24 protein-coding genes are annotated in these 25,239 nt (G+C 39.6%); 13 read left to right on the forward strand and 11 right to left on the reverse strand.

Going from position 1 to position 25,239, the window contains the following annotated elements; genetic code table 11:
* Positions 1-51: 51 nt before the first annotated feature.
* The 7 genes from IPJ86_07110 to IPJ86_07140 all read left to right on the forward strand — a co-directional run bounded on the left by IPJ86_07110 (position 52) and on the right by IPJ86_07140 (position 2,954).
* A complete protein-coding gene (locus IPJ86_07110) occupies positions 52-468 on the forward strand; it encodes a hypothetical protein (GenBank protein ID MBK7887060.1) in 417 nt (138 codons plus the stop codon).
* The gene (locus IPJ86_07115; protein MBK7887061.1) at positions 468-839 is read left to right on the forward strand and encodes a hypothetical protein; all 372 of its coding nucleotides are present in this window, start codon (positions 468-470) and stop codon (positions 837-839) included. The genes IPJ86_07110 and IPJ86_07115 overlap by 1 nt, the downstream gene beginning before the upstream one ends.
* Positions 826-996 carry a hypothetical protein gene (locus IPJ86_07120; GenBank protein ID MBK7887062.1) on the forward strand — a complete coding sequence of 57 codons (171 nt, stop codon included), beginning with the start codon at positions 826-828 and terminating at the stop codon, positions 994-996. The genes IPJ86_07115 and IPJ86_07120 overlap by 14 nt, the downstream gene beginning before the upstream one ends.
* Positions 965-1,720, forward strand: coding sequence for a DUF3352 domain-containing protein (locus tag IPJ86_07125; GenBank protein MBK7887063.1), 756 nt, complete (start codon positions 965-967; stop codon positions 1,718-1,720). Before IPJ86_07120 ends, IPJ86_07125 begins: the two co-directional genes overlap by 32 nt.
* 12 nt (positions 1,721-1,732) lie before the next feature.
* Positions 1,733-1,999, forward strand: a complete 267-nt coding sequence (locus IPJ86_07130) for a hypothetical protein (GenBank protein ID MBK7887064.1) — start codon at positions 1,733-1,735, stop codon at positions 1,997-1,999.
* Between the two features lie 68 nt (positions 2,000-2,067).
* Positions 2,068-2,697: a hypothetical protein gene (locus tag IPJ86_07135; GenBank protein ID MBK7887065.1), complete on the forward strand. Its 630-nt coding sequence runs from the start codon at positions 2,068-2,070 to the stop codon at positions 2,695-2,697.
* A 71-nt stretch (positions 2,698-2,768) separates the two neighbouring features.
* Positions 2,769-2,954: a hypothetical protein gene (locus IPJ86_07140; GenBank protein ID MBK7887066.1), complete on the forward strand. Its 186-nt coding sequence runs from the start codon at positions 2,769-2,771 to the stop codon at positions 2,952-2,954.
* Positions 2,955-3,263: 309 nt separating this feature from the next.
* On the opposite strand, the gene IPJ86_07145 is transcribed toward IPJ86_07140, so the two are convergent.
* The 4 genes from IPJ86_07145 to folK form a co-directional block, all read right to left on the reverse strand.
* On the reverse strand, positions 3,264-4,784 hold the full coding sequence (locus IPJ86_07145) for an OmpA family protein (GenBank protein MBK7887067.1): 1,521 nt from the start codon (positions 4,782-4,784) through the stop codon (positions 3,264-3,266).
* Between the two features lie 92 nt (positions 4,785-4,876).
* Entirely contained in the window at positions 4,877-5,404 is a 528-nt protein-coding gene (locus tag IPJ86_07150) for a deoxynucleoside kinase (GenBank protein MBK7887068.1), read from the reverse strand.
* Positions 5,305-5,520, reverse strand: coding sequence for a deoxynucleoside kinase (locus IPJ86_07155; protein ID MBK7887069.1), 216 nt, complete (start codon positions 5,518-5,520; stop codon positions 5,305-5,307). Before IPJ86_07155 ends, IPJ86_07150 begins: the two co-directional genes overlap by 100 nt.
* Complete coding sequence (gene folK / locus IPJ86_07160; GenBank protein ID MBK7887070.1) at positions 5,517-6,014, reverse strand: 2-amino-4-hydroxy-6-hydroxymethyldihydropteridine diphosphokinase; 498 nt, start codon at positions 6,012-6,014, stop codon at positions 5,517-5,519. Before folK ends, IPJ86_07155 begins: the two co-directional genes overlap by 4 nt.
* A gap of 329 nt (positions 6,015-6,343) precedes the next feature.
* Here folK and IPJ86_07165 point away from each other — a divergent pair, with 329 nt between their 5' ends.
* The gene (locus IPJ86_07165; protein MBK7887071.1) at positions 6,344-8,542 is read left to right on the forward strand and encodes an OmpA family protein; all 2,199 of its coding nucleotides are present in this window, start codon (positions 6,344-6,346) and stop codon (positions 8,540-8,542) included.
* 582 nt (positions 8,543-9,124) lie between these two features.
* On the opposite strand, the gene IPJ86_07170 is transcribed toward IPJ86_07165, so the two are convergent.
* Positions 9,125-9,601, reverse strand: coding sequence for a hypothetical protein (locus IPJ86_07170; protein MBK7887072.1), 477 nt, complete (start codon positions 9,599-9,601; stop codon positions 9,125-9,127).
* Between the two features lie 25 nt (positions 9,602-9,626).
* Here IPJ86_07170 and IPJ86_07175 point away from each other — a divergent pair, with 25 nt between their 5' ends.
* On the forward strand, positions 9,627-10,277 hold the full coding sequence (locus IPJ86_07175; protein MBK7887073.1) for a trimeric intracellular cation channel family protein: 651 nt from the start codon (positions 9,627-9,629) through the stop codon (positions 10,275-10,277).
* Positions 10,278-10,301: 24 nt separating this feature from the next.
* Here IPJ86_07175 and IPJ86_07180 read toward each other — a convergent pair whose 3' ends face one another.
* Positions 10,302-12,500, reverse strand: coding sequence for a S9 family peptidase (locus IPJ86_07180; GenBank protein MBK7887074.1), 2,199 nt, complete (start codon positions 12,498-12,500; stop codon positions 10,302-10,304).
* Between the two features lie 99 nt (positions 12,501-12,599).
* On the opposite strand from IPJ86_07180, the gene IPJ86_07185 reads away from it, so the two are divergent.
* The 3 genes from IPJ86_07185 (at position 12,600) to IPJ86_07195 (ending at position 15,628) form a co-directional block, all read left to right on the forward strand.
* On the forward strand, positions 12,600-13,247 hold the full coding sequence (locus IPJ86_07185; protein ID MBK7887075.1) for a hypothetical protein: 648 nt from the start codon (positions 12,600-12,602) through the stop codon (positions 13,245-13,247).
* Positions 13,248-13,303: 56 nt separating this feature from the next.
* Positions 13,304-13,666, forward strand: coding sequence for an SdpI family protein (locus IPJ86_07190; GenBank protein ID MBK7887076.1), 363 nt, complete (start codon positions 13,304-13,306; stop codon positions 13,664-13,666).
* Positions 13,667-13,879: 213 nt separating this feature from the next.
* A complete protein-coding gene (locus IPJ86_07195) occupies positions 13,880-15,628 on the forward strand; it encodes a M61 family metallopeptidase (GenBank protein ID MBK7887077.1) in 1,749 nt (582 codons plus the stop codon).
* A 57-nt stretch (positions 15,629-15,685) separates the two neighbouring features.
* On the opposite strand, the gene IPJ86_07200 is transcribed toward IPJ86_07195, so the two are convergent.
* The 5 genes from IPJ86_07200 to typA all read right to left on the reverse strand — a co-directional run bounded on the left by IPJ86_07200 (position 15,686) and on the right by typA (position 24,062).
* Positions 15,686-17,659 carry an OmpA family protein gene (locus tag IPJ86_07200; GenBank protein ID MBK7887078.1) on the reverse strand — a complete coding sequence of 658 codons (1,974 nt, stop codon included), beginning with the start codon at positions 17,657-17,659 and terminating at the stop codon, positions 15,686-15,688.
* Positions 17,660-17,765: 106 nt separating this feature from the next.
* Positions 17,766-20,129, reverse strand: coding sequence for a choice-of-anchor B family protein (locus tag IPJ86_07205; protein ID MBK7887079.1), 2,364 nt, complete (start codon positions 20,127-20,129; stop codon positions 17,766-17,768).
* A 147-nt stretch (positions 20,130-20,276) separates the two neighbouring features.
* Positions 20,277-20,978, reverse strand: coding sequence for a response regulator transcription factor (locus tag IPJ86_07210; GenBank protein MBK7887080.1), 702 nt, complete (start codon positions 20,976-20,978; stop codon positions 20,277-20,279).
* Positions 20,975-22,003 carry a histidine kinase gene (locus IPJ86_07215; GenBank protein ID MBK7887081.1) on the reverse strand — a complete coding sequence of 343 codons (1,029 nt, stop codon included), beginning with the start codon at positions 22,001-22,003 and terminating at the stop codon, positions 20,975-20,977. The genes IPJ86_07210 and IPJ86_07215 overlap by 4 nt, the downstream gene beginning before the upstream one ends.
* A 247-nt stretch (positions 22,004-22,250) precedes the next feature.
* Positions 22,251-24,062, reverse strand: a complete 1,812-nt coding sequence (gene typA, locus IPJ86_07220) for a translational GTPase TypA (GenBank protein MBK7887082.1) — start codon at positions 24,060-24,062, stop codon at positions 22,251-22,253.
* A 188-nt stretch (positions 24,063-24,250) separates the two neighbouring features.
* Here typA and IPJ86_07225 point away from each other — a divergent pair, with 188 nt between their 5' ends.
* The gene (locus IPJ86_07225; protein ID MBK7887083.1) at positions 24,251-24,961 is read left to right on the forward strand and encodes a DUF4397 domain-containing protein; all 711 of its coding nucleotides are present in this window, start codon (positions 24,251-24,253) and stop codon (positions 24,959-24,961) included.
* The last annotated feature ends 278 nt before the right edge of the window (positions 24,962-25,239 follow it).

The raw sequence follows: 25,239 nt of genomic DNA on the forward strand, positions 1-25,239 counted from the left end.
ACCCGTCAGGGTATACTGACACAAGCTGAGTAGTTTTGAGAAATCCCCAATATGAAGCGGGTCGTCAGCTCATCCATTATTTCTGTTATTGTTTTACTACTTCTGGCTGGTGCTTTCTTTTATTTCCAGATCAAGAAGAACTTCAGTGCATCTGTATTCAAACTTATCCCCGGTGACGTGGCCTGGCTGGTATCTGTTCATCCGGTCTCCGGTGATTTGCAAAGATTGACACGAACATCTTTCTTTAATGGAAGTGATTCGGTAGCTCCATTTAAGGAATGGAAGTCGACCTTAATCGCTTTTGATTCCCTTTGCAGAAAAGATGAACAATTATTGAAGACTTTTGAGAAAACCAATTTGATAATTAGTGGTCACGTGACCGGCCCATCTTCCTATGAGTTGATGTTTTTTTCGAACCGGAGGGAGGTCTGCCTGAAAACCCTGAGGCCTTACTTAGAAAAGTATTAATGGTAAAAGGAGAACCTTTGCTTCGAAATTTTAATGGTACAGAAATTCAGGAACTTTCATTGTCCTCAGAAGAGATATTTTCCTGGGCAATTGTCGGTGGTGTTTTTGTTGGAAGTACAGCCTCTTACTTAGTGGAAGATGCAATTCGGCAGCTAAAAAATGATGCAACTACTTCACCGGCTTTGGCTTTGGAAGAACATCTCGCTGCTGATCAAACCGGTTTGTTGGTGGCTTTTCGTTATTCAGGATTTTCCAAATGGTTAAAAATACAAACCAATTCTACCGCAAATGTCAGTATGAAGGAGATAGAAAGATTGGGCAACTGGACATTTTTACGTATAGATGCTGCGTTCAAATATGATTGCATTTAAAGGGGAAACGTTTTCTCTTGATTCCACCTCTTTTCTTGAAAATTTCGATAATCAGCGACCGGTAGAACGTAAGTTGATGGAATGGCTTCCTGCTAAAACTGCAGCGACAATTATTTGGGGAATGAGTGATCCGGAGGTGTTTTTTAAAGTCAGTTAGGCAAGGCGCTGGCCTTAAAAGACCAACCCCTTCAGAATCTGAATATGCCGTTCATTTTAAAGGATGGATAGGCAATGAGATCGCGTTATTAGTTACTCAACCTGCTGTTAGCCTTAGTGATAATAATTTCCTTGCTTTAATAAGTGTAAAAGACTCTGTCAATTGTCAAAAATCACTCGCTAAATTAGCAGGTCCCGCTCAGGAAGCGGTTGAATTTTATAACGGGTACGCTATACGCTATATTGGAAAGAAGACAGTACTGGAAGGGGTTTTTGGCTCATTGTTTAAAAGAGTCAGCAGGTTTTATTTTACTACGATTAATCATCATATTGTAATTGGCAATCAGGCCTCCGTGCTAAGAGCATATATCAATGATATGAAAACCGGAAACCTACTGATAAAGGACGAGCGATTTCGTTCATTGTCCGTTCATATTCCAAAAAGCGGAAATCTTTTGTTCTATAGTGGTATTCCTCAATCTACACGGATTTTTAAGAAGTTTGCCTCACCATCCTTGATCAACTGGTTAGAAAAGGAGGGGATTTGTTGGGGAATTGGAATGGAATTACTTTTTCAATTGGAAATCTCAATGGCGTTTATAAAACTTCCGGTTGCCTTGGGTATTTTAATAAGACCAATACAGGACCTCAGTTATTGTGGAATGCAAAACTGGATACCAGCATTGCCTCCGGACCTTTTTTTCCGGCAGGACCGAAAGGGTTGATTTTTGTAACAGATGTCAATCATAACTTTGTATGCCTATGAGGCTTCCGGCGATTTAATTTGGAAAAAGAAGCTGGAAACGCCTCTTTTAAGTGAGGTGACTGCAATCGATTATTTTAATAGTGGAGGTCATCAGTACCTCTTCAATACACATTCTTTTATTTATCTCCTGGATTCAACGGGTAATAATACAGGCAATTATCCATTTCGATTGCCGGCAGAAGCTTCCACGGGATTGAGTTTGGCAAAGGGAGATAAATCCGGAAGCGAGAGGTTTTAATTCCATGTAAAAACCTTCGATTATAGGCCTATGCCCTTACGGGGAAGCCCCTTGCGGGATTTTCGCCCATGAAGTTGCCCGGTGTAATTATTCAACCGGTTTATTTTAACGACAATCGCCAACGATTGATTCTTTTGGAAGAAAATGGACTTTGCTACGTGACAGATATAAACGGGCAACGATTATTTACAGTGCAAGGAACAATTGCACTCCGCAGAAATACCCAATTCTTTAATTCAATTGGTAATGCTGATTTGGCAGCATTTATTTCTGAGGAAGGTAAATGGATGGAAATAGATAGTACAGGTGAGCTGAAAAGCAGAATAGTGCAGGGGGCAGGTGATACCATTTATTGCGCGACATCAACTGATTTGAATGGCGATTCGGAGAGCGATTTAATTGTTGCAGGAAGTGATGGAATAAAGGCGACTACCATCGATGGTGTCACGCTATTTAAATATAGTAATGCTGACATCTTTGAAAAAGTAGGAGTGATGAATTCCGGATCCAGTGTGAGCATTATGGCCCTAAGTCGAAATTCGGTTTTCCTGTTCAACAGAGATGGTACATTGGCCGAAGGATTTCCGCTGCAAGGCATTGATATTCCCGAACCGGCTTCAACTCAAAACAAGGAGGATTATTTCCTGTTGAAAGAAGGTTTGGATGTTATTTGCCTCTATCTGGTGCAGGGAAAATAAATGTACCGGCATATTAAAAATAGTAGTATATTTGGATAGTATTGCTTTTAGATACATTAAAAAGCAACTGTATGAGTAAATTATCATTCTTCTATAATGCTAAGGTCGTTTATTCAACGAGCTTAAAGGCGTTGAAAAGGAGAGAGTATAAAATCATCAGTTTTGATGAAGAAGAAGGCTTTATAAAAGCCCGGTCAAAAAAAGGTGTTTTAAGACCGGAAGTCACTGTCGAAATTAAAATAAGCAAGAAGAAATGATAATCATACAAACATTGATATTCAATCTAAATTTAAGAAGACATGGTTGAGTGCAGATGGTTATGAAGCAAAGGAAGAGAACAAGTTAATTAATACCCTTTATAAATTATTTGAACATTCATAGCTTTGTTTTTCTTTTGTATGATCCATTAAACCTTTGGAAGGAATTCTTTTGACCAAAGTATTTTAGATAGAGATTGTATTCGATCAGCCTCAGGTAGAACTTCTCGAAAAAATTGTCCGGGCAGGGTAGCAAAAAAAAAGCTGCCTCTGTGAAGAAGGCAGCTTTTTTTATTCAGAGTAGAAATTTTATTCTATTGAGAAATCCACTCTTCTGTTCATTGGGTTTAAAGAAGTGGCCATAGGATCTTTTTCACCTTTAGTTTCAGTAATGATACGGGTGGCCTCAATTCCATATTGTTTAATCAGTTGGTCACGTACATTGTCTGCGCGGCGCTGACCCAATTTAATGTTTTCATTTTCACTACCACGAACATCACAATTACCGGTAACCTTTATGTTAATATTAGGATTGGCCTTCATCACTTTCGCAATTACAAGAATTCGATCGTGGTAATTGGATTTTACCGTTGCTGAACCCAGATCAAAGAATACAGAAGGTAAATACCCTACGCCACTTTTTCCGCTGGTTCCGCTTTTGCCGTCTACTCCAATATTATCCTTTCCAAAATCACCGGGAGCTGCAACAGTAATCCCCTGGAAATTTACCAGCGTTCCCGCACCGGTACCAGGCTCCAGATCGCGACTATCAGGTACTCCATCACCGTCAGTATCTGATTCCTGACCATTCGCATCTACCTTCGCACCTTTAGGAGTAAACGGATCTGCATCTTTGCTATCAGGAACACCGTCACTGTCGGTATCTACAGAGGTGCCATCTCCGTAAACTTTCGCTCCTTCAACAGTACTGTTGTCTTTATCGAATAAATCTGAAACGCCGTCTTTGTCTTTATCCCCTGATAGAATATCTATCTTTTCCTTGATATCCGCAAGATCATTATAAACGATCTCCATAGGATTCACCCACTCCATCGGTTTGTTTTTCTTTCCGAATGTATAATTTACTGCTGCATTTAACATCACATAATTATCGAATTCAGAGTAGGTCTTTACAGTCGCATCCACATCATCAGTAAATGTTTTATAGTATTCAAAGGCCAGACCAATATCAAATTTGTTTATTTTATACTTGAATCCCAGACTTACGGGTATCATTAGCTCAGTAATGTTCCCCGATTTTCTTAGCATAATAGAGTTGGAGGAATCTGATTTTACTTCAGCATCGAAATTGAAGAATCCTATTCCCAGAGTGGCCACCATGTGGAAATTCTTATTTCTATTCAGGAAAGAAATATTTCCAAAATTGTAAGTCATATCCAATGTACCTTGTGTCAACGGGCTTTCGTATTTTACGGCGTATAATTTACCATCTCCGGAGCCGGGAAACTGAATAGCTTCGTAAGTCACAGAATCCAGATATTCTTCATCGTTACCTGAAAAACTCGACATCATCCCTCGCAATCTGAGTCCAATGGAATGTGAAACCTGATGATGAACCTGAAGTCCAAAGGCGGGTTTTACAAAGCCCTGATCCAGGAATCGATTATTATTTTGGGCACCCTTCAATAAATCACCTAGTAAATGACTTACACCAAAGGTTAAACCAACAGACCAGCGATCGTAGTCTTGTTTTTTGGGTAAGCCATAATTACTTCCGGAAGTACTGCTACCGCTTTCTGTTTGGCCTTGCACTTGCACTATTTGAATAAATGCCAGCAAAGTAATAAGAAGTAAGCTTTTGATTTTCATTCAAGCTGCTTTTTAGATTTATGATGCAATATTAAATAAAGATTAGTGATCTCCCCTAATTTTAAAGCATTAAGATACCAATAATCCGTTCATTAGATACTGATATTCTGCACTTTTAAAGGATGGTCAACCAAAAGTAAATCAAGAATAATTCTTAAATGGGAAGGATTGTTGACAAAATCAATTTCATCAGATTCAAGTATTATAACTTTTTGGTTTTTAATTGATTGAAGATGACTTAGATAGGATGCGCTGATTTTGTCAAGATAATCAGCCGGTATTTCCTTCTCAAATGACCGCCCTCTTTTTTTGATGTTACTGAGCAGCGTTTCTGTTTTTTTATGAAGATAGAGGATTAAATCAGGTTTATGCAATGTAGGGTTGATCAATTCATAGAAAGTTTTAAATAGTTCCAGTTCGGCACCTTTCAGGGTTACTTTCGCAAAAAGCAAACTTTTTTCAAAAAGATAATCACTGATCAATACCAATTTGTTTTTTTGAGCCTCTTCCTGGTGTTTTTTTATTTGGCGGTATCTTTCAGCCAGAAATGACATTTCAAGTGGAAATGCAAATCGATCGGGTTGCTCGTAAAATTGAGGTAAAAAGTATTGTCTGCAAATTGTTCAAGCACCAGGTCCGTATTGTATTTATTAGCAAGAATCTTTGCCAATGATGTTTTGCCCGCTCCGATGTTACCTTCAATAACGATGTAAGAATAGGGGTAGAGTTGTTTCATCGGTTTTCTGTTTCAAAAATTTCAACTTTTCCTTGGTCCGTACAGTTATCTAGAAGTTGTTGTAAAGTTACTCCATAGATGGGATGAAGAAAGTCATGATACAACTCACAAAGTGGAATTAATGTAAATCGCCTTGATGCTATTCCGGGATGAGGTATAAGTAAATTGTCATCGGCATATACCAAATCATCAAAGAACAGCAAATCCAGATCTATAGTTCGAGGCCCCCACTTTTCTAAACGCTCTCTTTTTAATTTTTGCTCAGCTTCTAATAATTTATTTAGCAATTCAGTAGGAATTAAGTTGGTTTTAATACTGATTACTTTATTCAAAAAATCCGGCTGATCTGTTTTTCCCCAGGCAGTACTACGGTAGGTTTTTGAGATTAACTCAATGCTTGAGGCGAAAGTTTTTATACAAGCCTCCGCTTCCGTCAAATTATTTAACCGGTCCCCCAAATTGCTTCCTAAAAGAATTATGGCTAAATGATTCATGCCTCAAAGATAATTTCAATTCGGAAGAAATGAGCCGATTTAATTCGTTGATTGGCTATTTTTATTTTCATTTTAGCATTTGTGCAAAAGGATGATTTATATCATCAGGTAGAGTTGATAAAAAAGAGATACTGGTAAAAAAGAATTATTTAGGTTTTCCATACATTTAACCAATAAATTCAATCGCATATGAGGAAAAAATTGTTGGTATATTCAATTATTGCCTTTTTCTTATGATTATGCCTTGTGTAATGCAAAGGGCAAGAGATGCTGGGCATTCGAAGTTCTAATTATGCCGGTTTGCAGGGCTGGGCATTAATCCTTCATCAATGATTGATTCCAGGTTAAAATGGGATATAAATATAATCACTGTGGGTGTAAGTCTTGAAAATGATTATTTATTTATTCCACGAAAGAAGTTGAATTTTTTTGGCATAAATAATCTAGTGAATCAAATAGAGAAAGAAGGTTATTTGGATGATTTCGACCGCACAGATAATAATCTCTATTTTTTCTACAGCTATTATGGGCCCTCTCTTATGTTCCCGGTAACGAGGAAGCATTCTTTTGCTTTGACTAGTCAATTGAGAGCAGCAATTAGTTGCAATGGTCTATCGCCTGAAGGGGCAAAATATGCTTTTGAAGAATTTGGTTTTGATCCTTTGCATTTTATCAATACCAATAGTTTGTATGATATTTCAGGTGTAGAATTTAATACAATGGCATGGGCTGAATATGGACTAAGCTATGCAACACTTCTCCATGAAACCGATGAAAATGCTATCAAAGGAGGGATTACACTGAAATTATTACAGGGAATTGGTGGAGGTTACGTTGAAAATGTGAGAGGTGATTTCAATGTGTTGAACGATGATGATATGTTATTTCGTCCATTGAGTTTAAATTATGGACGTACAAATTACAATACCTTTGACAACCCGAGTGGTTTAGATGACTTCATGAACGGGTATGGCTTTGCATGGGACCTTGGGTTTACCTATGAATGGCGCAGGGATCCTTCCCTCTATAAAATGGAAATGGATGGTGAAAAGTTGGTGGATATGGAGCAAAATAAGTATGATGTTAAATTGGGCATCTCCGTTCTGGATATTGGAAGTATTTTATACAACCGAAATGCAAATACTTTTAACCTGACCGCCGATAGTGCATTTTATCCGAATTGGGATACAGATGAGTTTGCTGATAACTGGGACTTTGACTATTCTATGTCGGAGATTTTTTATGGAGATAAACTTGCCTCCTTACGATCAAATCATTTCAGAATGAAACTTCCGGGTGCGCTCAGTATTCAGGCGGATTTCAGATTGAATGATAAATTTTTCATAAATACCACTGTTATTCAAAGCTTGCGCAATAAAGATAAAGGCGTTGATCGTCCGAGTGTCTATTCCATTACTCCTCGCTTTGAAACCCGATGGATGGAAGTAGCATTCCCTATTTCATTTATTGATTACGAGGCTAAAACACTCCGCACAGGATTGGCATTGTACCTCGGCGCTTTTTGGATTGGAAGTGATAAACTGGGATCGTTACTGGGATTTTCGGATGTATACGGTGCCGATATTTATGCCTCATTTAAGTACAGTATCCCCTGGTCAAATCCATTGGATAGAGATAAGGATAAAGTCTCTGATAGAAAAGATAAGTGTATCGATGTTCCGGGATTATTTAAATTTTCAGGTTGTCCTGATCGTGATGGAGATGATATTGAAGATAGCAGGGATACATGTCCCGATATTCCGGGGTTACCTGAATTTAATGGTTGTCCGGATCGCGACCATGATAAGATACAAGATCGCCTCGACGCCTGTCCTGATGATTCAGGTGCTGTAGAATTTAACGGTTGCCCCGACCGGGATAATGATAAAATTATCGACCTCCGTGACTCTTGCCCCGACTTACCGGGAATCGAGGAGTTTTCGGGCTGTCCAGACCGTGATGGAGATAAAATTATTGATCCCAAGGATGATTGTCCCGATCAACCCGGGTTACTCTTTTACAAGGGTTGCCCTGATACCGATGGAGATAGTATTCCAGACCCCATTGACCGCTGTCCGCTTGTTCCGGGAATTCGGTCACTCAATGGTTGTCCGGAAGAAGTGAAAGCAGCGAAGATGGAATCCGTTGCACCTGAACCGGCAACCTTGACTGCTGAAGAACAGGAGATCATCAATACCGTATTTAAGAACCTGCAGTTTGAAACAGGAAAAGCCATCATTAAGCCGGTTTCCTTTACTTCCATGGATGCGCTGGCTCAATTAATGAAAACAAAAACCGGGTTCAAGCTTATTATCGAAGGTCATACGGATAATGTAGGCGCCGCAGCCTATAATCTTAGCCTTAGCAAGAAGAGAGCAAAAGCAGCTAAAGACTATCTGGCAGGAAAAGGAGTGGAGGAAAGTCGCATTACTACTAACGGTTATGGATTAACTAAACCAATTTCTACAAATAAAACCCCGGAAGGAAGAGCCCAAAACCGCCGGGTGGTGTTTACGATAGTTCAGTAGAGGATCGTGGTGAAGCGTTTCCGCAGCCTGCGGAATCTGCTCCTCCAGAACCCTGAAAGGGTTCAATATTCCTATCCGGGGTGATAAAACAGCTCTCCCACAACCCCAACGGGGTTGAATATTGAGGATTGTGAAAAGCACTAATATTTATTTTTTAATAGAAAATTTTTATCCACCCATATTAAATGCGATTGCTCGCCATACCAATATTGATCGACTATAAGTTTGGGGCTGGCATTGTACTGAAATAGTAGGGCTCACCGTATGGATCGCTCTCTCCTTTTTCCCATTTCATCTTCGATGCAATGAATCTAACAAGATCGACGGAGCTACTAGCCATTTAACCTTAACCTTTAACTTTTTCCGTCATGCCAAGATCATCTCGTATGTCACGAGACAAGCTCTCTCTTGCCTTCGCAGAGCGAGTGAAAACCATGAAGCAGAATCGCGACCATGAAGCAGAATCGCGAAAAGCGATACGCTTCATGGTAAACCTTAAACCTTAAACCTTAAACCTTAAACCTTGAACCTTAAACCTTAAACCTTAAACCTTGAACTTTAAACCTTAAACCTTAAACTTGACTAATATTTAACGTAGTTAAATATTATCGTATGATCCGAGTCACTATTGGAATTACCAATACTCGCCCGCAGGTGATTTTCATCAATCCATTTATATAAAATGTATTTTGGAAAATCATTGTCCGGATTACTGAACATCCACTCCGATGAAGAAGATATGATCAGACGAAAGGGTGTAGGCTCTCCGCCGTGTTGATCTTTTACTATAGGTTCATAATAAATATTATCATTTAACATATGGATACGGATGGACTCCGTGTGAACAGAATCGCCATTGGATTTTTTTGTCCACGATTCTCCGGAATAACTACCGTCAACATTTCTTATCCAGGATTCATGGATGGTATTTCCCTCCATCTTTGCGCTCCAGTTTCCTACCCATCGTTCAAATTTATTCAATTCTTCCTGCCCATAAACAGGGATTGTTAATAAGACAGCAATGGAGCAGATCAGAATAAGGTGAAGCTTGTTGTTCATTTTGTATTTTCGTTTAATCAAAGATATGGAAAGTCAAGGTTTGTTTTTATTTATTGAAGTAGCCGCTGTAATTGTGAGCGCTGTTTCAGGAATGATTAAAGCCGCTGAGAAAAAGATGGATCTGGTAGGTACTTATAGTATCGCTTTGCTGGTATCTTTTGGTGGTGGTACTTTGCGGGATATACTTCTTAACCGGAGACCCTTTTTTTGGGTGGAGAATGAAGTTTATTTATTCATCGTGCTGTTAATGGCCATCGCTTTTGTGTATGTTCCTGTAGTTCATAAACTGGCAAAAGTCCTTTATACCAGATCCAATACGATTGATGCAATAGGTCTTGGACTCTTTAGTATCGCAGGCTTGTTCGCGGCGTTGAATATGGGAATGCCCTTGTTTTCTTCTTCACTGATGGGTGTCATTACGGGTGTAGCAGGTGGAGTTTTCAGAGATGTTGTAATCAATGAAATACCTGTTATTTTCAGATACACGGGCGGACTTTATGCAGTTGCTTCTTTTGCCGGTTGCTGGTTATGTATTCTATTGGTCGTAATTTTTGAAGCGCCATTTATAGGATTTATCAGCGGGACTTCAATGATAGTCGCCTTGCGTCTGCTTTCCATTTACTGGGGACTGCAATTGCCCCGTCCATTATGGGTAACCGACGAAGATGAAAAGTGATTAATACTTCTTCGCAGTTTTTTATTAAAGATTCTCCAGAACAAAGTTGGTCATTTTGGTATAGAGATTCAATCGGGTTGTCCCACCACCGATGCCATGATTTTTATTGGGATAGATGAAGAGATCAAATTGCTTATTGGCTTTGACCAACGCCGTCGTGAAATCCATGGTGTTTTGCATATGTACATTATCATCAGTTGACCCATGAACCAGTAAAAACTTCCCCTTTAAATTCTTCGCAAAATTGATGGGCGAGTTATCATCATAGCCTTTGGGATTTTCCTGTGGTGTTTGCAGATATCGTTCCGTATAGATGCTGTCATAGTAGCGCCATGTGGTCACGGGGGCTACGGCTATTCCCATCTTGAATGCTCCTGCACCTTTGGTTAAAAGCAGGGAGGTCATATATCCTCCGAAACTCCAACCCCAGACTCCAATCCGATCTCCGTCAACAAAGGGCTTTTTCTTCATAAAATTAAAGGCACTCAACTGATCCTGTACTTCCAGATTGCCCATGTCTTTATAAATACAGTTGGCGAACTCCAATCCACGTCCCGGAGTTCCTCTATTGTCGAAACTAACGATGATGTAGCCCCGCTGTGCCAGCAGCTGATGCCATAGATAATTCGGACCATCCCAGTCATCAGTAACCGTTTGTACGCCGGGACCACCATAGACATGCATCAGTACCGGATATTTTTTTGCAGGATTAAAATCGGTAGGGTAGATGATCCATCCGTAAAGCTGTATACCATCATCTGTTCTGAAACTTAAGGTATCAATTTTACCCATCCTGTAACCGGAAAGATTCTTTTTTGTTTCTGTGTTTTCCTCTAAGACACGTAGAAATTGTCCTTTGTTATCATTCAGAGAACAGGTGTATGGTTTACCAAAAGAGGAGTAAGTATCCACATAATAGTTTAATCCTGCAGTGAATTCTATTGTATGAGTACCGGTTGATGGGCTCAGTAACGATTTCTTTCCCTTCATATTAACAGCATAAAGATGTCTTTCTAAAGGACTTTTTTCCGCACTCTGGAAAAAGAAGGATTGTGTTTTTTCATCAAAGCCATAATATTTGGTTACATCAAAATTCCCGTCCGTTACTTGTTTTACTACTTTGCCATCAAAACCATAGAGATAAATATGATTAAATCCATTCCGGGTAGAAGTCCAAACGAAACGTTTTCCGTCATTTAGAAAAGTAAGGTCGTCTGTAATTTCAATAAAGGATTTGTTTTCTTCTTTTACTATCACCTGAAGTGTATTCGAGGAAACGGAATAAAAGGCAAGTTCGAGAATATTCTGATGCCTGTTCGTTCTTTGAATACTGAGTACATCAGGATCTTTCGTCCACTTCATGCGTGGTATATATTCCCATGTATTATCGGTGGAGAAAACTTCTGTCTTCTTACCGGATGCAATATCATACACCACTATTTCCACCTTCGAATTTTCCTCTCCGGCCTTTGGATATTTATAACGTTCCTCTTTTGGGTAGAGTTCTCCGTAAAAAGTCAGGTTAAATTCTTTTACATTGCTTTCATCAAATCGATAAAATGCAATTTTTTTTCCATCAGGTGACCAGGAAAAGGCGATGTCCATACTGAACTCTTCCTCATAGACCCAATCAGTAGCCCCGTTGATGATTTGATTTTTTTTACCATCTACGGTAACCGGAATTTCTTTGTCACTGAGCAAATTGTAGAGGTAAAGATTATTGTCTCTGACATAAGCGAGTTGCTTGCCATCAGGTGAAAAAGTGCCATACATGGATTTCCCATTTTGTGTGATACGTTTAAGTTTCTTTGATGATCTCTCAAATACATAATATTCTTCACGTGTGGAGTGACGGTAGATCGCTTCAGGTTTTACTTTAAGGAGTATTTTAGAAGCATCGTTGCTAAAAGTGTAGTCACTGTACTCAACAGTGTCACCATTGCTGATGAGGTCCTTCGGACGAATTAATGTGTCGATGACTTTCCCGCTTTTTAAAGAATATTTTAAGAGGTAAGATCCATCTTCTTTTTCTTCTGCATTTGAATAATGCTGGCCATCCGGCAAAGTATTGAAACCTCCGGCTATGCGTGCATAAAGCTTAGGACTACCCCATATTTCATCCAATTGCAAGGACCTGTCCTGGGCTACGCCGGTACTTACTAAAAGTGCCGAAATTGTGGTTATTACTAAGTGCTTCAGGCTTTTAGTTTCAGTACTAATCATAATATTATAGTGTTTTGAGCTTCAAACCTACAAAATTTCATACTCCTATGCTATTTGTATGAAATCTTGTTTTATATTAGCAGTTCCAAAACAATTAAAATGAAAAATTTCCTGATTTTTTTCGTTTTTATACTGATTAATTTCAATGTGCTAGGTCAGAAAAACGAAGGCTATGTCCGATTTGCCATGCAATATTCTGATTCTGAACTTTCAAAGGAAGAAATGGCTGTAATGCCTACTGAATCGGAAATGTGGTTTAAAGGTGATCGGATGAAGTTGCAAATGCCTATGGGTATGGGGCTCCAATCTTCGATCCTTATTTTTAATGAAGAAGTCCATTTATTATTGGATCTTATGGGCAATAAAATGGCCATAAAGACCAACAAGAATGAGATTCAAAATGACTCAAAAAAGGCAAAGCGCTTTAAGCTCAAAAGTCAGACGGATGAGACGAAGGAAATAGCCGGTTATACATGCAAGAAAGCTATTCTCTCAGCAGAAGGAGAACAGGATATGATTGTTTGGTATACTGACCAATTGAAATCGACCGGTTCGTGGTATTATAATATGGATGGCCTTAATGGATTTCCGCTGGAATTCTCTCTGAAAACTCCGGAAATTGATGCCAGAATGATTGCGAAGGAAGTGAAAACAGATCAGGTTACCGATAAACTTTTCATTGTTCCTTCTGACTATAAGGTGATGACACAGGAAGAAATGATGAAGTCACTGGGAGGAATGCGTTAGTTTATTTTAATAAAAATTGTAGTAGTATCATTTTATTGTAAAAATTTCTTTAAACGATGAATGCATATTTTTTATTGAGCATGATTGGTGCTCTAAGTTTCTTTTCCTTAGGACTGAAACTAAAGAGTGGCCCTGAATTTATGGAGTCATGGCTGGCTTATAGGACCCATGCATCGCTTCGTAATGAAGATACCTGGTACGAGGGAAATGCGTACGCCGGGAAATGGTTGATGATTCTGGCCAGCTTAATTTTAATTATTCTTGTTTTTGCAGAGCTCTTCGCCACTCAAAATCTGAATTGGTTGTTGTCTATTCTCTTTTATTCTATGTTAATTTCACTTGCGATTATTTATATTCTGACAGAAAGACATTTGCGAAAAGTTTTTTTTCATGATGGGAAAAGAAGACCGAAGTTTTAATGAAGATGCATTTTTCCGTTCAATTTTCTAGTAGTATCTTCTATTTAAAAGCCGGGGAATTGTTCTATTAATGAATATGTTCTCTTTTATCGAGCTTTCCGGCAGCCTTTATTGACCGGTATTTTATTTGACCCGTTTTCTATGTATAGTCGCATCAGACAACGAATTAAATTGAATAAAAGAATTGACCGTGTTTGCCTCTTGCTCTTGATGATGCCTGTGATCGGTTTTTCAACAACAGTAAAATATGAATTATCCTTTCCTGAACCACAAACGCATTATGTGGAAGTGAAGATGATTATGGAAGACCTTAATGTATCCGTTCTTGATCTGAAAATGCCGGTATGGGCACCGGGCTCTTATTTGGTAAGAGAGTTTTCAAAACACGTGGATTCCTTCCATGGAAGAGATAGAGATGGTCAGGAGCTCTCTTCAGTCAAATTAAATAAAAATACCTGGCGAATAGAAACCAATGGTAAAAAGAATATCGTTGTATCGTATAAAGTATATGCATTTGAGCTGAGTGTGAGAACAAGTTTTATTGATGAAGAACATGCTTACCTGAATGGAACCAGTATTTTTATGTACAATGAATTATTGCTCTCTAATCCGGTTACTGTTAAAATTAATCCACATTCCTCCTGGAAGAAGATTTCAGTGGCACTCGAAAGAGTAAAAAATTCGGATAACTGGCAGTATAAGGCTGCCGGTTATGATGAGTTGGTGGATGCTCCTTTTGAAATCGGAAATCATGTTACATTTTCATTTTTTGTTGCGGGTATCCCACATGAAGTGGCGATGTTTGGTACTGGAAATTATGATTCACTTCAAATAAAAAAGGATTTTACGATTATTGCCGAAGAGTGCTCTTCTGTATTTGGGGAGCATCCCTGCAAACAGTATTTATTTATTATTCATAATCTGAATGCAGGTGGCGGAGGATTAGAACATGCGAATTCGACCACACTCCAGACGAACCGTTGGTCCTATGGAACATCGGGTAGCTATACGGATTTTCTTAGTCTGGTGGCTCATGAGTATTTTCATGTCTGGAATGTGAAGCGATTACGTCCCACCCCACTTGGCCCATTTGATTATAGCAATGAGAATTATACTACTATGCTTTGGATAGCAGAAGGGTTTACTGCCTACTATGATGATTTGATAATAAAACGATGTGGGTTTATTTCGGATACCGATTATCTTAAAATTATTGCGGGCAGTATGTCTTATTGCATGAATATAAAAGGTGCCGCGATTCAAACTTTATCTGAATCCAGTCTTGACGCGTGGATAAAGTACTATCGTCCCTATGAAAACTCGGGCAATGCCACCGTTTCCTATTATACGAAGGGAGGTGTTGTAGGAGCTTTACTGGATATGGAGATAATGAAAAATACCAATGGCTCAAAATCATTGGATGATGTCATGAAGGAAATGTATCAGCTATATTATAAGAAGTTGAACAGGCCATTTACAGAACCTGAGTTTATCACTGTGGTGAATAAAGTGGCAGGAAAGGACCTTAGTGAATTTTTTAAGAAATACGTTCATGATACAATTCCTTTACCTTTCGAAAAGTCTTTGGCAGTGATGGGTCTTGAAATAATTGATTTGAATTCAACACAGTCAATGGCATGGACAGGCGCCACTACCACTTCCACTAATGGTAAAATGATGGTTACGGCAGTGGAAAGAAATTCTCCTGCCTGGAAGTACGGCATTAATGTAAATGATGAAATCCTGGCAATGGATAAGTTTAGAGTGGGGGAGGATTTGTCGAAATTATTGTCTTTAAAGAGGCCGGGGGAGACGGTGACATTTACGGTGTCCAGAAACGGAAGTCTAAAGGAAATACAACTAGTCCTGGAAAAATCTTCTTCAACAAAATATGCTATTGAAAAATCACCATCTCAGCAGGAAGCTGAAAAGATGATGTATAAGAAGTGGTTGAAGATGTAGTAGTGGACTAACATGATTTTTTCAGAGGAAATTAAATTTAAATGCACAGTCGGCAGACTATTGTGACACAACAACAAATTCAGTTCTTCTGTTTTTCGCACGTCCATCGGCATTACTATTCACTTCAATCGGTTTTGTTTCTCCAAATCCTTTTGAACTGAGACGCTCTTTTGCAACACCGGCTTGAATTAAAAAATTACAAACCGATCTGGCCCTATCTTCAGAGAGTTGAAGATTTTTTGAAGGGTCACCCAAATTATCAGTATGTCCGTGTACAGCTACTTTGAGCCCCGGATTTTCCCGGAGATATTCGGCAAAATCAGAGAGGATGATTTTATCCTGTTCGGTAAGAGAAGAGGATTCGGTATCAAAAAGTATGTTGTTCAGTCTGTATGCAGAACCCGTTTTTGTTTTACTGAGCTTCATATCCACTTTTACGGGCTCGGGACGAGTACTGTCTTTAGAGGAGAAATAAGCGGAATTGTAAGCATACCCCTGCTTTTTAATAGTGAGGATATAGTCTTCATCAAAAAGTACTACAGAGGCATATTTCCCGGTGGTGCTGTCGAAAGCTACTTCAGCATTTTGCTTGGTATTGACGTTTTTTAGTTCAATGCTTGCCAATTTTTGAATGACATTGTTTTCGTCCTTTAATTCACCTTTGATGAACAATACCCGATCAGGTTTGATGTCATTATATAATTCAAATTCATAAATATCATACCCGCCAACTCCTTTCAGACTATTGCTCGAGAAATACCCCTTCTTTCCATCCGTACTGACAAAGAATCCTAACTCGTCCGCCTCCGTGTTGATAGGATAACCCAGATTAACCGGAGTTCCCCAACTGCCATCAGCATTGAGCCTGCACATAAAAATATCATATCCTCCCATTCCTGGAAGATTATCGCTGCTGAAGTATAGCGTTTTATTGTCCGGGTGAATGAAGGGCGTCTTTTCACTTCCGGGAGTATTGATATTGCTACCAATGGATTTCATGGCTCCCCAGTTCCCATCTTCAGCTCTTTTGCTAAAGTAGATGTCGGATGTAGGGTTTAATGAATCCCGTATGCTCACGAAGTAAAGTGTTTTACCATCCGGTGAGATACAAGGTTGACTTTCCCATCTGTCGGGATGATTTACCCCTGCACCAACACTTCTGGGCTCAGACCAGATTCCCTTGTTTTCATCGCTCGTGTAGATGTCAAAATTCCCATTTTTATTTACGGTGAAAAAAAGATGTTTGTTATCGATCGTGATACTCGCCCCACCTTCATTGTTGGAACCTGCTTTATTGAATGGAAAGGGCATGGGTTCGCCTTTTTCAAATGACGATTCGATTTTTTTGCTGATCATAAATTTTTCCACACTTGCAGGAAAGAGTGATCCTCTTTTTTGCTCTTCAAATCTCCTGGTGAAGAAACAAAAATCCTGATCCGGTGAAATAATTGCGAGATATTCGGGATCTGCGCTGGAAATATTAGCCAATGGAACAGGCTTAAAAGGAACCGGCTTCATCATGAGTTTTGCTCTCGTAATTTTTTGAGAAGCATCCTTTGCATTTTCTTCTTTTACTTTATTGAAGTCAAGGAAGGATTGAAAATAGATGATAGACTTTTCATATTCCTTTTGCTCATAGAGGTAATTAGCAAGGCGGTAATGCGCATCCGATGAGGCATCCGGGCAATGTGTAAGTAACCTTTCGTAAGCTATTGCCATCGCTTTATCTTGCCGTGATTGCCATGCAAAATCGCCCAATAATTTTAAAGCATCCGCATAGACAGAATCTTCGGCAAGGGCTTTTTCGCAATATTCTTTAACAACACTGAATGTTTTTTTATTTTTTCTTGCTTCCCTGGCATCCTCAAAATATTTCTCTGCCTTTTTAGAGGTGGTGGGTGGACAAAGTGATTTTTGCTGCGCCATACTCATGGGTGCAGCGAGTAGTAGTATAGATATTAAAATGAAGCCGATCTTTTTCAATACGAGAGTATAACGCAGATTCTTTGCAAATATGATGGCTTTTGGCAAGTAGTAACTGTACAACCCCTATGGAATGTTAACAAGCAGTTGTGATTAAAGCCGGAAATAAAAAAGGCCGGTTGTTGCCGGCCTTCTGGAGTAGAACTGCTATAAATTACTGCTTTACAACTCGTGTAGCTTCACTTTCGCCCCTTTCATTCATCAATCTCACCATATATATTCCCGTTTGCCATGTATTACCCAGGGTCAATAAGGTGTTTTTACTGTTGATCGTGCGGGATTCTACCAGGCGTCCCTGCATATCGAAAACCTGCAGTATTGCCCTCTCGGTTTTCAGATTCGTAATCTTAATCGTGGTCTCCTTTATAAATGGATTCGGAAATACCCCCAAACCTACTTCTGCAAAATCACCTGTTGAAACTCCGGTGACTTCCACTACTTCAAACTTGTCAAGACCGCCCTCTACAATATTGAAAATAGGACCCGGGTCACCCACCTGAACTATTAATTGCATGGTAGCGGTTGGGGTGATGAAATCTGATATTTTATAATTGGAAAGTTGCCATTGTGAAGCTGAACCTGATGGCCCGAAGGATTCAAGTAAGGCGATAGTTGTGCCATTGTCAAGGAAAATTTTCATAGAGTCATCAGGAGAGCCATTGGTATTTCCTCCATTGTAAAACCACCGATTGTACTTTACGTAAGGATTGCTGTATTGCGTAGCATCAAAAACAGGTGAAGTCAGAATGGTGTTGCCCTGATCCACATCGTTATCCCAGGGACCTCCGCCGCCATTGTCCGTCACAAAGGCTTTGTCTCCGCAATCCGTAGCTACATCAGCTCCCGGATTAGCCGTTTGTCCATTATTAGTTGTGCTGACAGGAACACCGATCTCCCACTCATTTCCGGAAGGTCCGGATACGGTCCATCCAAAATCTAATGCGAAATCATCGTAATATCCTTTATCCAGAACAATGTTGATGTTACTTCCTCCCGATACATTTTGACCCGAACTACAATAGGTGCGGTGGCCCCAGTTTCCGGCAAGTACATCATAGGTGCCGGGGAAGAAACCGGCAATGGTAAACAATCCATTTGCATCACTGGTCAACGTATTATCAAATTGAGGACTGGTGAATAACACGGTGGCATTAGGAATCGGATTTCCTGTACCGGCTTCTACAACAGAGCCTGAAATAGTAACTGTTGGAAGAATGGTGTTCAGTTCAACATCAAGAATAGTTAGTATACCATTTTGCAAGGCAACATTATTAATTGTCTTAGTAATATATCCGGCTTTTGAAAAGGATACATCGTAGGTGCCGGCCGCAGCTAATCCGGTTTTATATTCACCGGTGATTTTGCTTGAATTGGTGATGGAGGGGCCGATGAGGGTAACGGAAACATTGTTCAATGGTAATCCGGTAACACTATCTGTAACCAAGCCTTCCAGATAACAGCCGCGGATATAGGTTGGTGTTAGCACGAAAAGTCCGTTGTTGATATCAGAAACCACCAGGTTACCGGAAGGAAGATAAGGGTAAACACCCCATGCTCCACTAAAGCCGTTCCCCGATCCTTGTGGGTAAGTATCGTAAGAGCCTGTAACAATCATGTTCTCCGGACGACTCACGTCTACAATCGCGATTCCATCCTTATACCAGGACACAATTTCAAAATCGTTCAGTGTATGCGTATTGTGAATGATGGAACCTGAACCGGGAGTAAGTTGTATTCTGTCGAGTTCAATGATATTATTAAGGTTAGTAATATCATAAGCTCCGAGGTAGGAATTCGTATTTTCATCGGTAGTGAAGAGGACGGTTCCTGCATCGTTCAGCCAGGTATTGTGTGTAAACTGAGTCGGAGTGGACTGGGTGGCTAACAATACCGGATTGGCTTTATTGCTGACATCAAAAACAGAAAAATAGCCATCATAAATATGTGCAGAATAAAGGACATCGTTTCTAACATATCCATCATGAATATAGGTTCCCGGTGTATAACCTTTATAGTCGGGATTCCATGGGTCAGCCAAATCAATGATGATTCCGGCTCCATTAAAGAGATTACTACCAAAGAGGTAAGCATGGGCATCTTCAATATGAAGGGCATGAATGGTTTCGAGGTCACCGTTAATGGCGCCGTTACCTTTCCATTGTTTAACGCTGATAGAATCCGGGAGATATCCTAAGTTGATGATCTGAAGTCCGTCACAGCATCCTTCTGTAGTAACGTAAGCATAGTTCTGCCAGGTCTTGACTTCTCTCCAGGTCGATTGTGTTCCGGGAACAGAAAATGCGATGACCGGATTGGCCGGGTCGGTAACATTGACAATAGAGAGACCGGATTCATAACCAACAAGGGCATATTCATTACCCAAAGAATCTACATAGCCACCGATGTTGGATAAGGCATCATTGGGATATTGCAGATTTGATTTTAAGGTTACATTTAATTGTGCCTGAGTGGCCAGCGTCAGCAGTAGTCCACTGAAGACAAGTAATAATTTTTTCATGTATGTTTTGGGGATTGTCAATCAAAAATAGAACAATCCACCGGATTATATACGGTTTCTTCAAAAAGTACAAGCAGGTATTATACAAGTCAAAGAAATAGAAGGAAATGGCCTGTTAAATTTAAATATCAGATACAATTATGCCTGTTATTTGGTCTGGATCGATCGCATGAGTTGGTCCTTGTAACTGCTGCCGATAGGAATGCGTGCCAGTTGCAATTCGAGTTCATTTCCTGCAATGGATTTGATGGCAGAAGCGTTCACGATATAACTTTTATGGACCCGGATGAAGCTATCTGAAGGTAAGCTGCTCTCAAAAAATTTCATTGTATGAAGGGTGACGATCATTTTCTCTTTTGTAAATATTTTCACATAATCTTTCATGCCTTCTATATAGCTGATATCTGAAAAATTTATGCGGATTAACTTCTGGTCACTTTTAACAAACATAAAGTCGGCTTTGTTGCTGATTTCAGAAGGGGCATGTTGCTTTACCCGGTCCAGGGCCTTGTTGACCGCTTTCATGAAGCGCTCGAGCGATACCGGTTTTACGAGATAATCCACCACATCCAGTTCATATCCCTGAAGTGCAAAATCCGGATGAGCGGTAGTGATGATTACTGCAGGACTTTTTCGGAGTGATCGCAAGAAATCAATACCTGAAATGACGGGCATTGAAATGTCAAGGAACATCAAATCGATGTTTTCGTGATTGAGCACTTCAAATGCTTCCAATGCATTGTTGCATTTGGTGACGAGTTCGAGTTCACGGATGTTTTCAAGATAGCGTTCCAATACTTCTTGTGCCAGAGGCTCATCATCAACGATGATACATTTCAGTTTGGTCATGAGAGATCAATTTTAAGTTTGACAGCATAAATTTCTTCATTCTTTGTAATGTCAAGTTCGTGCTGTAGAGGATAGAGAATTGAAAGGCGTTTTTTAACATTTACCAATCCGATACCGGCATCTTGTTTCAGCGAATCATTTTGCTCGTTATTGCCTATGCTATTTTCAATTGAAAAATGGAGTGTATTTCCTTCAATGATGAAATCTATATGCACAAATCCATCACTGAAGCGTTTATCAATTCCATGTTTAAAGGCATTTTCAACGAAGTCGATGAAAAGAAGTGGTGCTATAAAATGATGCTCTGCATCGCCTTTCACCAGGAAGGTGATATCATAACGGTTATGATATCGTATGCGCTGCAGTTCTACATAATTCTCAATAAAGGCCAATTCGCGTGAGAGTGCTACTCTTTCTTCATTGGCCTGATAAAGTACGTAGCGCATGATATCAGAGAGCTTCAGGACCACTTCTGATGCTTTGTCGGAGTTCTTTAAGGTGAGAGAATAGAGGTTGTTAAGTGTGTTGAACAAAAAATGGGGATGGATCTGTGCTTTTAAGGCATTCAGCTCAAGTTGTAATTTTTCCTTTTGTAATTTCAAAAGTTCATTCTGCGTGATAAATGCAATCAAAGTGTATTTTAAAGCATAAGTCAGAATGACAACTATCAATCCTTCCAGCAAATCAAAGTTAGGCGTAATATTAGTGAGGAAACGTGTCATTCGTTCCGGCATATGCTCACGTGGCAACGAAGTCAACAGCGAATAATTGAAAAGAGAGTAGCCGTAAACAGACAATATGGTCAGTAGTACATATATTGCATATTTTTTTCGGTTTAAGAATTTTGTAACAAAGTAATACAGGTGAATGTAAACAAGAGGCACCTGACTGATAAAAACAATTACCACGTAAGCCAACCCCCATTCAACACCCCACAAACTGTAGGTGTCATAGAAGGAGCGTGTAAGCCATACTGCCCAAAATAAGGAGTGCAAAATAATACTCTGCACTTTTTTATTAGGCATCTGCAAGTAAAATTTTTCAATGACTCTGTCTAACATACAGATAATGCTCCTTTAAATTATTTTGGAATGATATGGTTCGACCGATGGATAGGAAGGGGTAGTCGTTGATTAATCATTTATCAAATATAATCATTCAACGGGATCACTTCAGAAGTATTAGCTAAAGTCTGCCTCCTGAACGACCAAACAATAAAAACGCCGGATATATAGGATATAACCGGCGTTTTTATTTGAGTAAGCGAAGGATTTAGGCTTCAGCCATTTTCTTTGCATTACGTTTGCGTTCATTTTCATCGAGGTAAATTTTACGCATGCGCAAGGACTTTGGAGTAATCTCCAGGTATTCGTCTTTTTCAATGTATTCCATTGATTCTTCTAAAGAGAAATTGATTTTAGGGGCAATTCTCACATTGTCATCACTTCCGGATGCACGCATGTTGGTGAGCTTTTTAGCTTCACAGAGGTTGATCACGAGATCATCAGGTCGAATATGTTGTCCGATCACCTGACCGGCATACACTTGCTCCCCTGCATCAATAAAGAAGATTCCACGATCCTGCATTCTGTCGATAGAGTAGGGAGTAGCCGTCCCGGTTTCCTTTGCCAGTAATACCCCTGAAATACGTCCCTGAATACTGCCTTTCCAGGGTTCATATTTTAAAAAACGATGGGCCATAATTGCTCTTCCCGCAGTAGCAGTAAGCACATTACTTCGCAAACCGATAAGTCCACGAGCAGGTATTTCAAATTCAAGATGCTGCAAATCGCCTTTTGGCTCCATCACCTTGAGTTCACCTTTCTTCTGCGTCACCAATTCAATTACTTTACCGGCAACTTCTTCAGGAGCGTCAACAGTTAAGTGCTCTATTGGTTCGTGTTTAACACCATCAATTTCTTTTATAATCACCTGTGGTTGTCCGACCTGAAGTTCATATCCTTCTCTTCTCATGGTCTCCACAAGAATGGATAAATGCAATACGCCTCTGCCATAAACAAGATACGAATCAGGAGAGTCTGTTTCCTGAATACGCATCGCCAGATTCTTCTCCAACTCTTTGTACAAACGATCGCGGATATGCCTTGACGTTACAAAGCGACCTTCTTTACCGTAGAAAGGTGAGGTATTGATAGTGAAAAGCATACACATCGTAGGCTCATCTACGTAAATGGGCTTCAGGGCTTCCGGATTTTCGAAATCAGCAATGGTATCGCCAATGTCAAAATCTTCTATACCCGTAATCGCACAAATATCTCCGCATACTACTTCGGGAACTTTCTTTCTTCCAAGACCTTCAAAGACATATACCTCTTTCACTCTCATCTTTTTAATAGAGCCGTCTTTTTTCATTAAAGTCACCGGCTGATTCTCTTTCAGGGATCCTCTGCTGATCCTTCCGATAGCAATCCGTCCTACATAAGTGGAGAAATCCAATGAAGTAATTAATACCTGAGGGGTACCTTCTACCTTCGCCGGACCGGGAAAATATTCAATAATGGCATCCAGTAAAGGGGTTATGTTATCACTTGGAATTTTCAAATCACTCGTCATCCAGCCTTGTTTGGAAGAACCATACACTGTAGGGAAACTCAATTGAGCTTCTGTGGCATCCAGGTGGAAGAATAAATCAAAAACTTTTTCGTGTACCTCATCCGGACGACAATTTTCTTTATCGACCTTATTGATGACAAGGATGGCTTTTTTTCCCATCTCCAGTGCTTTCGAAAGTACAAAACGGGTTTGTGGCATTGGACCCTCAAAAGCATCCACCAGCAATAATACCCCATCTGCCATATTCATCACCCGCTCCACTTCACCGCCAAAATCGGCGTGACCCGGTGTATCAATGATATTTATTTTAATTCCTTTGTATTCTACAGATACATTTTTTGCAACAATGGTAATTCCGCGTTCGCGTTCAAGATCATTATTGTCCAGAATCAAATCACCTGTTTTCTCGTTTTCTCTGAAGAGTTCGGTTTGATGTAAAATTTTGTCAACAAGGGTTGTTTTCCCGTGGTCAACGTGAGCAATAATTGCTATGTTTCTGATATTCTGCATTTTGTGTGCGGTACTAGACGCTTTTTGAGCTTATTTTAAGAGGCTGCAAAGTTAGGGTTTTTAAGCGTTGCTTTTACAGAATGAAGCTACTAATCGTAAATAAATAGAGAATTTCGAAGATGAAAAAAACTTTATTGAAGTTCCGGTTGTTATAAATGTTCTAAAACTTAAAACTATATTATTCAAAAATGAGAACAAAAACAAATTATTCCCTAAAATTTATGGCCCTCCTTATGTTGGGTTTAAGTACAGTATTAACATTTTCTTCATGTAAAGATGATGATGATGATAGCACACCGGCACCAATCGGTAGTGGTAATTTAATGGTGATTCATGCATCTCCTGATGCTCCGGCAGTAGATCTGTTACTGGATGGTACTAAAATCAATACCGCTGATGTTGTTTATACTGACAACACAGCTTATTTCTCTGTAACCTCCGGAACACGCACCTTAAAAGTAAACGTTGCCGGAACAGCTACTACAGCATTACAAGCCAGTCTGCCTATCGTAAAGAATAAAAATTATAGTGTATTTGCTATCGATAGCGTTAGCAAAATAAGCGGATTGTTCATTGAAGATGATCTTACTGCTCCTGCTGCAGGTAAAGCACATGTGCGTTTCATCCATCTTTCACCGGATGCTCCGGCTGTAGATGTTGCCGTTACCGGTGGTCCGGTTGTTTTTGGGAATAACAGCTTTAAGGAATTCACAGCTTTTACTCCGCTGGATGCTATGACCTATAATCTGGAAGCACGTCTTGCCGGAACTTCAACAGTGGTGCTTCCTCTTCCGGGAATCGCACTGACAGCAGGTAAAATATATACAGTTTACGCCAAAGGTTTTGTTGGTGGAGCAGGTGTACAGGCATTAGGTGCTGAAATTATTGTGAACAACTAATTAAAAATATTGATTAGAGAAGGATCTGTCAGAATAACGACAGGTCCTTTTTTGTTATTAATAAGTAGGAGAAAGGATAATCCCGAATTTCATTTTTTTTCAATTTGGAATATAGCTTCCAGAAATATCTGTGGGAACCCCTGTTTTTCAGCGATTTCGGCAATCGGCAATGCATTTTCATCATGATCTTAAGCAATGAATTGAAGGCTTTTAACCGATTAATTCTCCTGTTCGAAGAGCATATGCTGCATTATTTTGTTTCATTTTACAAGGTTTTT

This window comes from Bacteroidota bacterium (assembly GCA_016713925.1).
GTDB lineage: Bacteria > Bacteroidota > Bacteroidia > AKYH767-A > OLB10 > JAJTFW01.

Coding starts and splice junctions, on each gene's coding strand:
- IPJ86_07185 (MBK7887075.1), top strand. CDS start 12,600: ATGAAAAATTTCCTGATTTTTTTCGTTTTTATACTGATTAATTTCAAT.
- IPJ86_07180 (MBK7887074.1), bottom strand. CDS start 12,500: ATGATTAGTACTGAAACTAAAAGCCTGAAGCACTTAGTAATAACCACA.
- IPJ86_07155 (MBK7887069.1), bottom strand. CDS start 5,520: ATGAAACAACTCTACCCCTATTCTTACATCGTTATTGAAGGTAACATC.
- IPJ86_07115 (MBK7887061.1), top strand. CDS start 468: ATGGTAAAAGGAGAACCTTTGCTTCGAAATTTTAATGGTACAGAAATT.
- folK (MBK7887070.1), bottom strand. CDS start 6,014: ATGAATCATTTAGCCATAATTCTTTTAGGAAGCAATTTGGGGGACCGG.
- IPJ86_07195 (MBK7887077.1), top strand. CDS start 13,880: ATGCCTGTGATCGGTTTTTCAACAACAGTAAAATATGAATTATCCTTT.
- IPJ86_07110 (MBK7887060.1), top strand. CDS start 52: ATGAAGCGGGTCGTCAGCTCATCCATTATTTCTGTTATTGTTTTACTA.
- IPJ86_07205 (MBK7887079.1), bottom strand. CDS start 20,129: ATGAAAAAATTATTACTTGTCTTCAGTGGACTACTGCTGACGCTGGCC.
- typA (MBK7887082.1), bottom strand. CDS start 24,062: ATGCAGAATATCAGAAACATAGCAATTATTGCTCACGTTGACCACGGG.
- IPJ86_07170 (MBK7887072.1), bottom strand. CDS start 9,601: ATGAACAACAAGCTTCACCTTATTCTGATCTGCTCCATTGCTGTCTTA.
- IPJ86_07130 (MBK7887064.1), top strand. CDS start 1,733: ATGTCAATCATAACTTTGTATGCCTATGAGGCTTCCGGCGATTTAATT.
- IPJ86_07140 (MBK7887066.1), top strand. CDS start 2,769: ATGAGTAAATTATCATTCTTCTATAATGCTAAGGTCGTTTATTCAACG.
- IPJ86_07210 (MBK7887080.1), bottom strand. CDS start 20,978: ATGACCAAACTGAAATGTATCATCGTTGATGATGAGCCTCTGGCACAA.
- IPJ86_07215 (MBK7887081.1), bottom strand. CDS start 22,003: ATGCCTAATAAAAAAGTGCAGAGTATTATTTTGCACTCCTTATTTTGG.
- IPJ86_07120 (MBK7887062.1), top strand. CDS start 826: ATGATTGCATTTAAAGGGGAAACGTTTTCTCTTGATTCCACCTCTTTT.
- IPJ86_07145 (MBK7887067.1), bottom strand. CDS start 4,784: ATGAAAATCAAAAGCTTACTTCTTATTACTTTGCTGGCATTTATTCAA.
- IPJ86_07175 (MBK7887073.1), top strand. CDS start 9,627: ATGGAAAGTCAAGGTTTGTTTTTATTTATTGAAGTAGCCGCTGTAATT.
- IPJ86_07190 (MBK7887076.1), top strand. CDS start 13,304: ATGAATGCATATTTTTTATTGAGCATGATTGGTGCTCTAAGTTTCTTT.
- IPJ86_07225 (MBK7887083.1), top strand. CDS start 24,251: ATGAGAACAAAAACAAATTATTCCCTAAAATTTATGGCCCTCCTTATG.
- IPJ86_07165 (MBK7887071.1), top strand. CDS start 6,344: ATGATTGATTCCAGGTTAAAATGGGATATAAATATAATCACTGTGGGT.
- IPJ86_07135 (MBK7887065.1), top strand. CDS start 2,068: ATGAAGTTGCCCGGTGTAATTATTCAACCGGTTTATTTTAACGACAAT.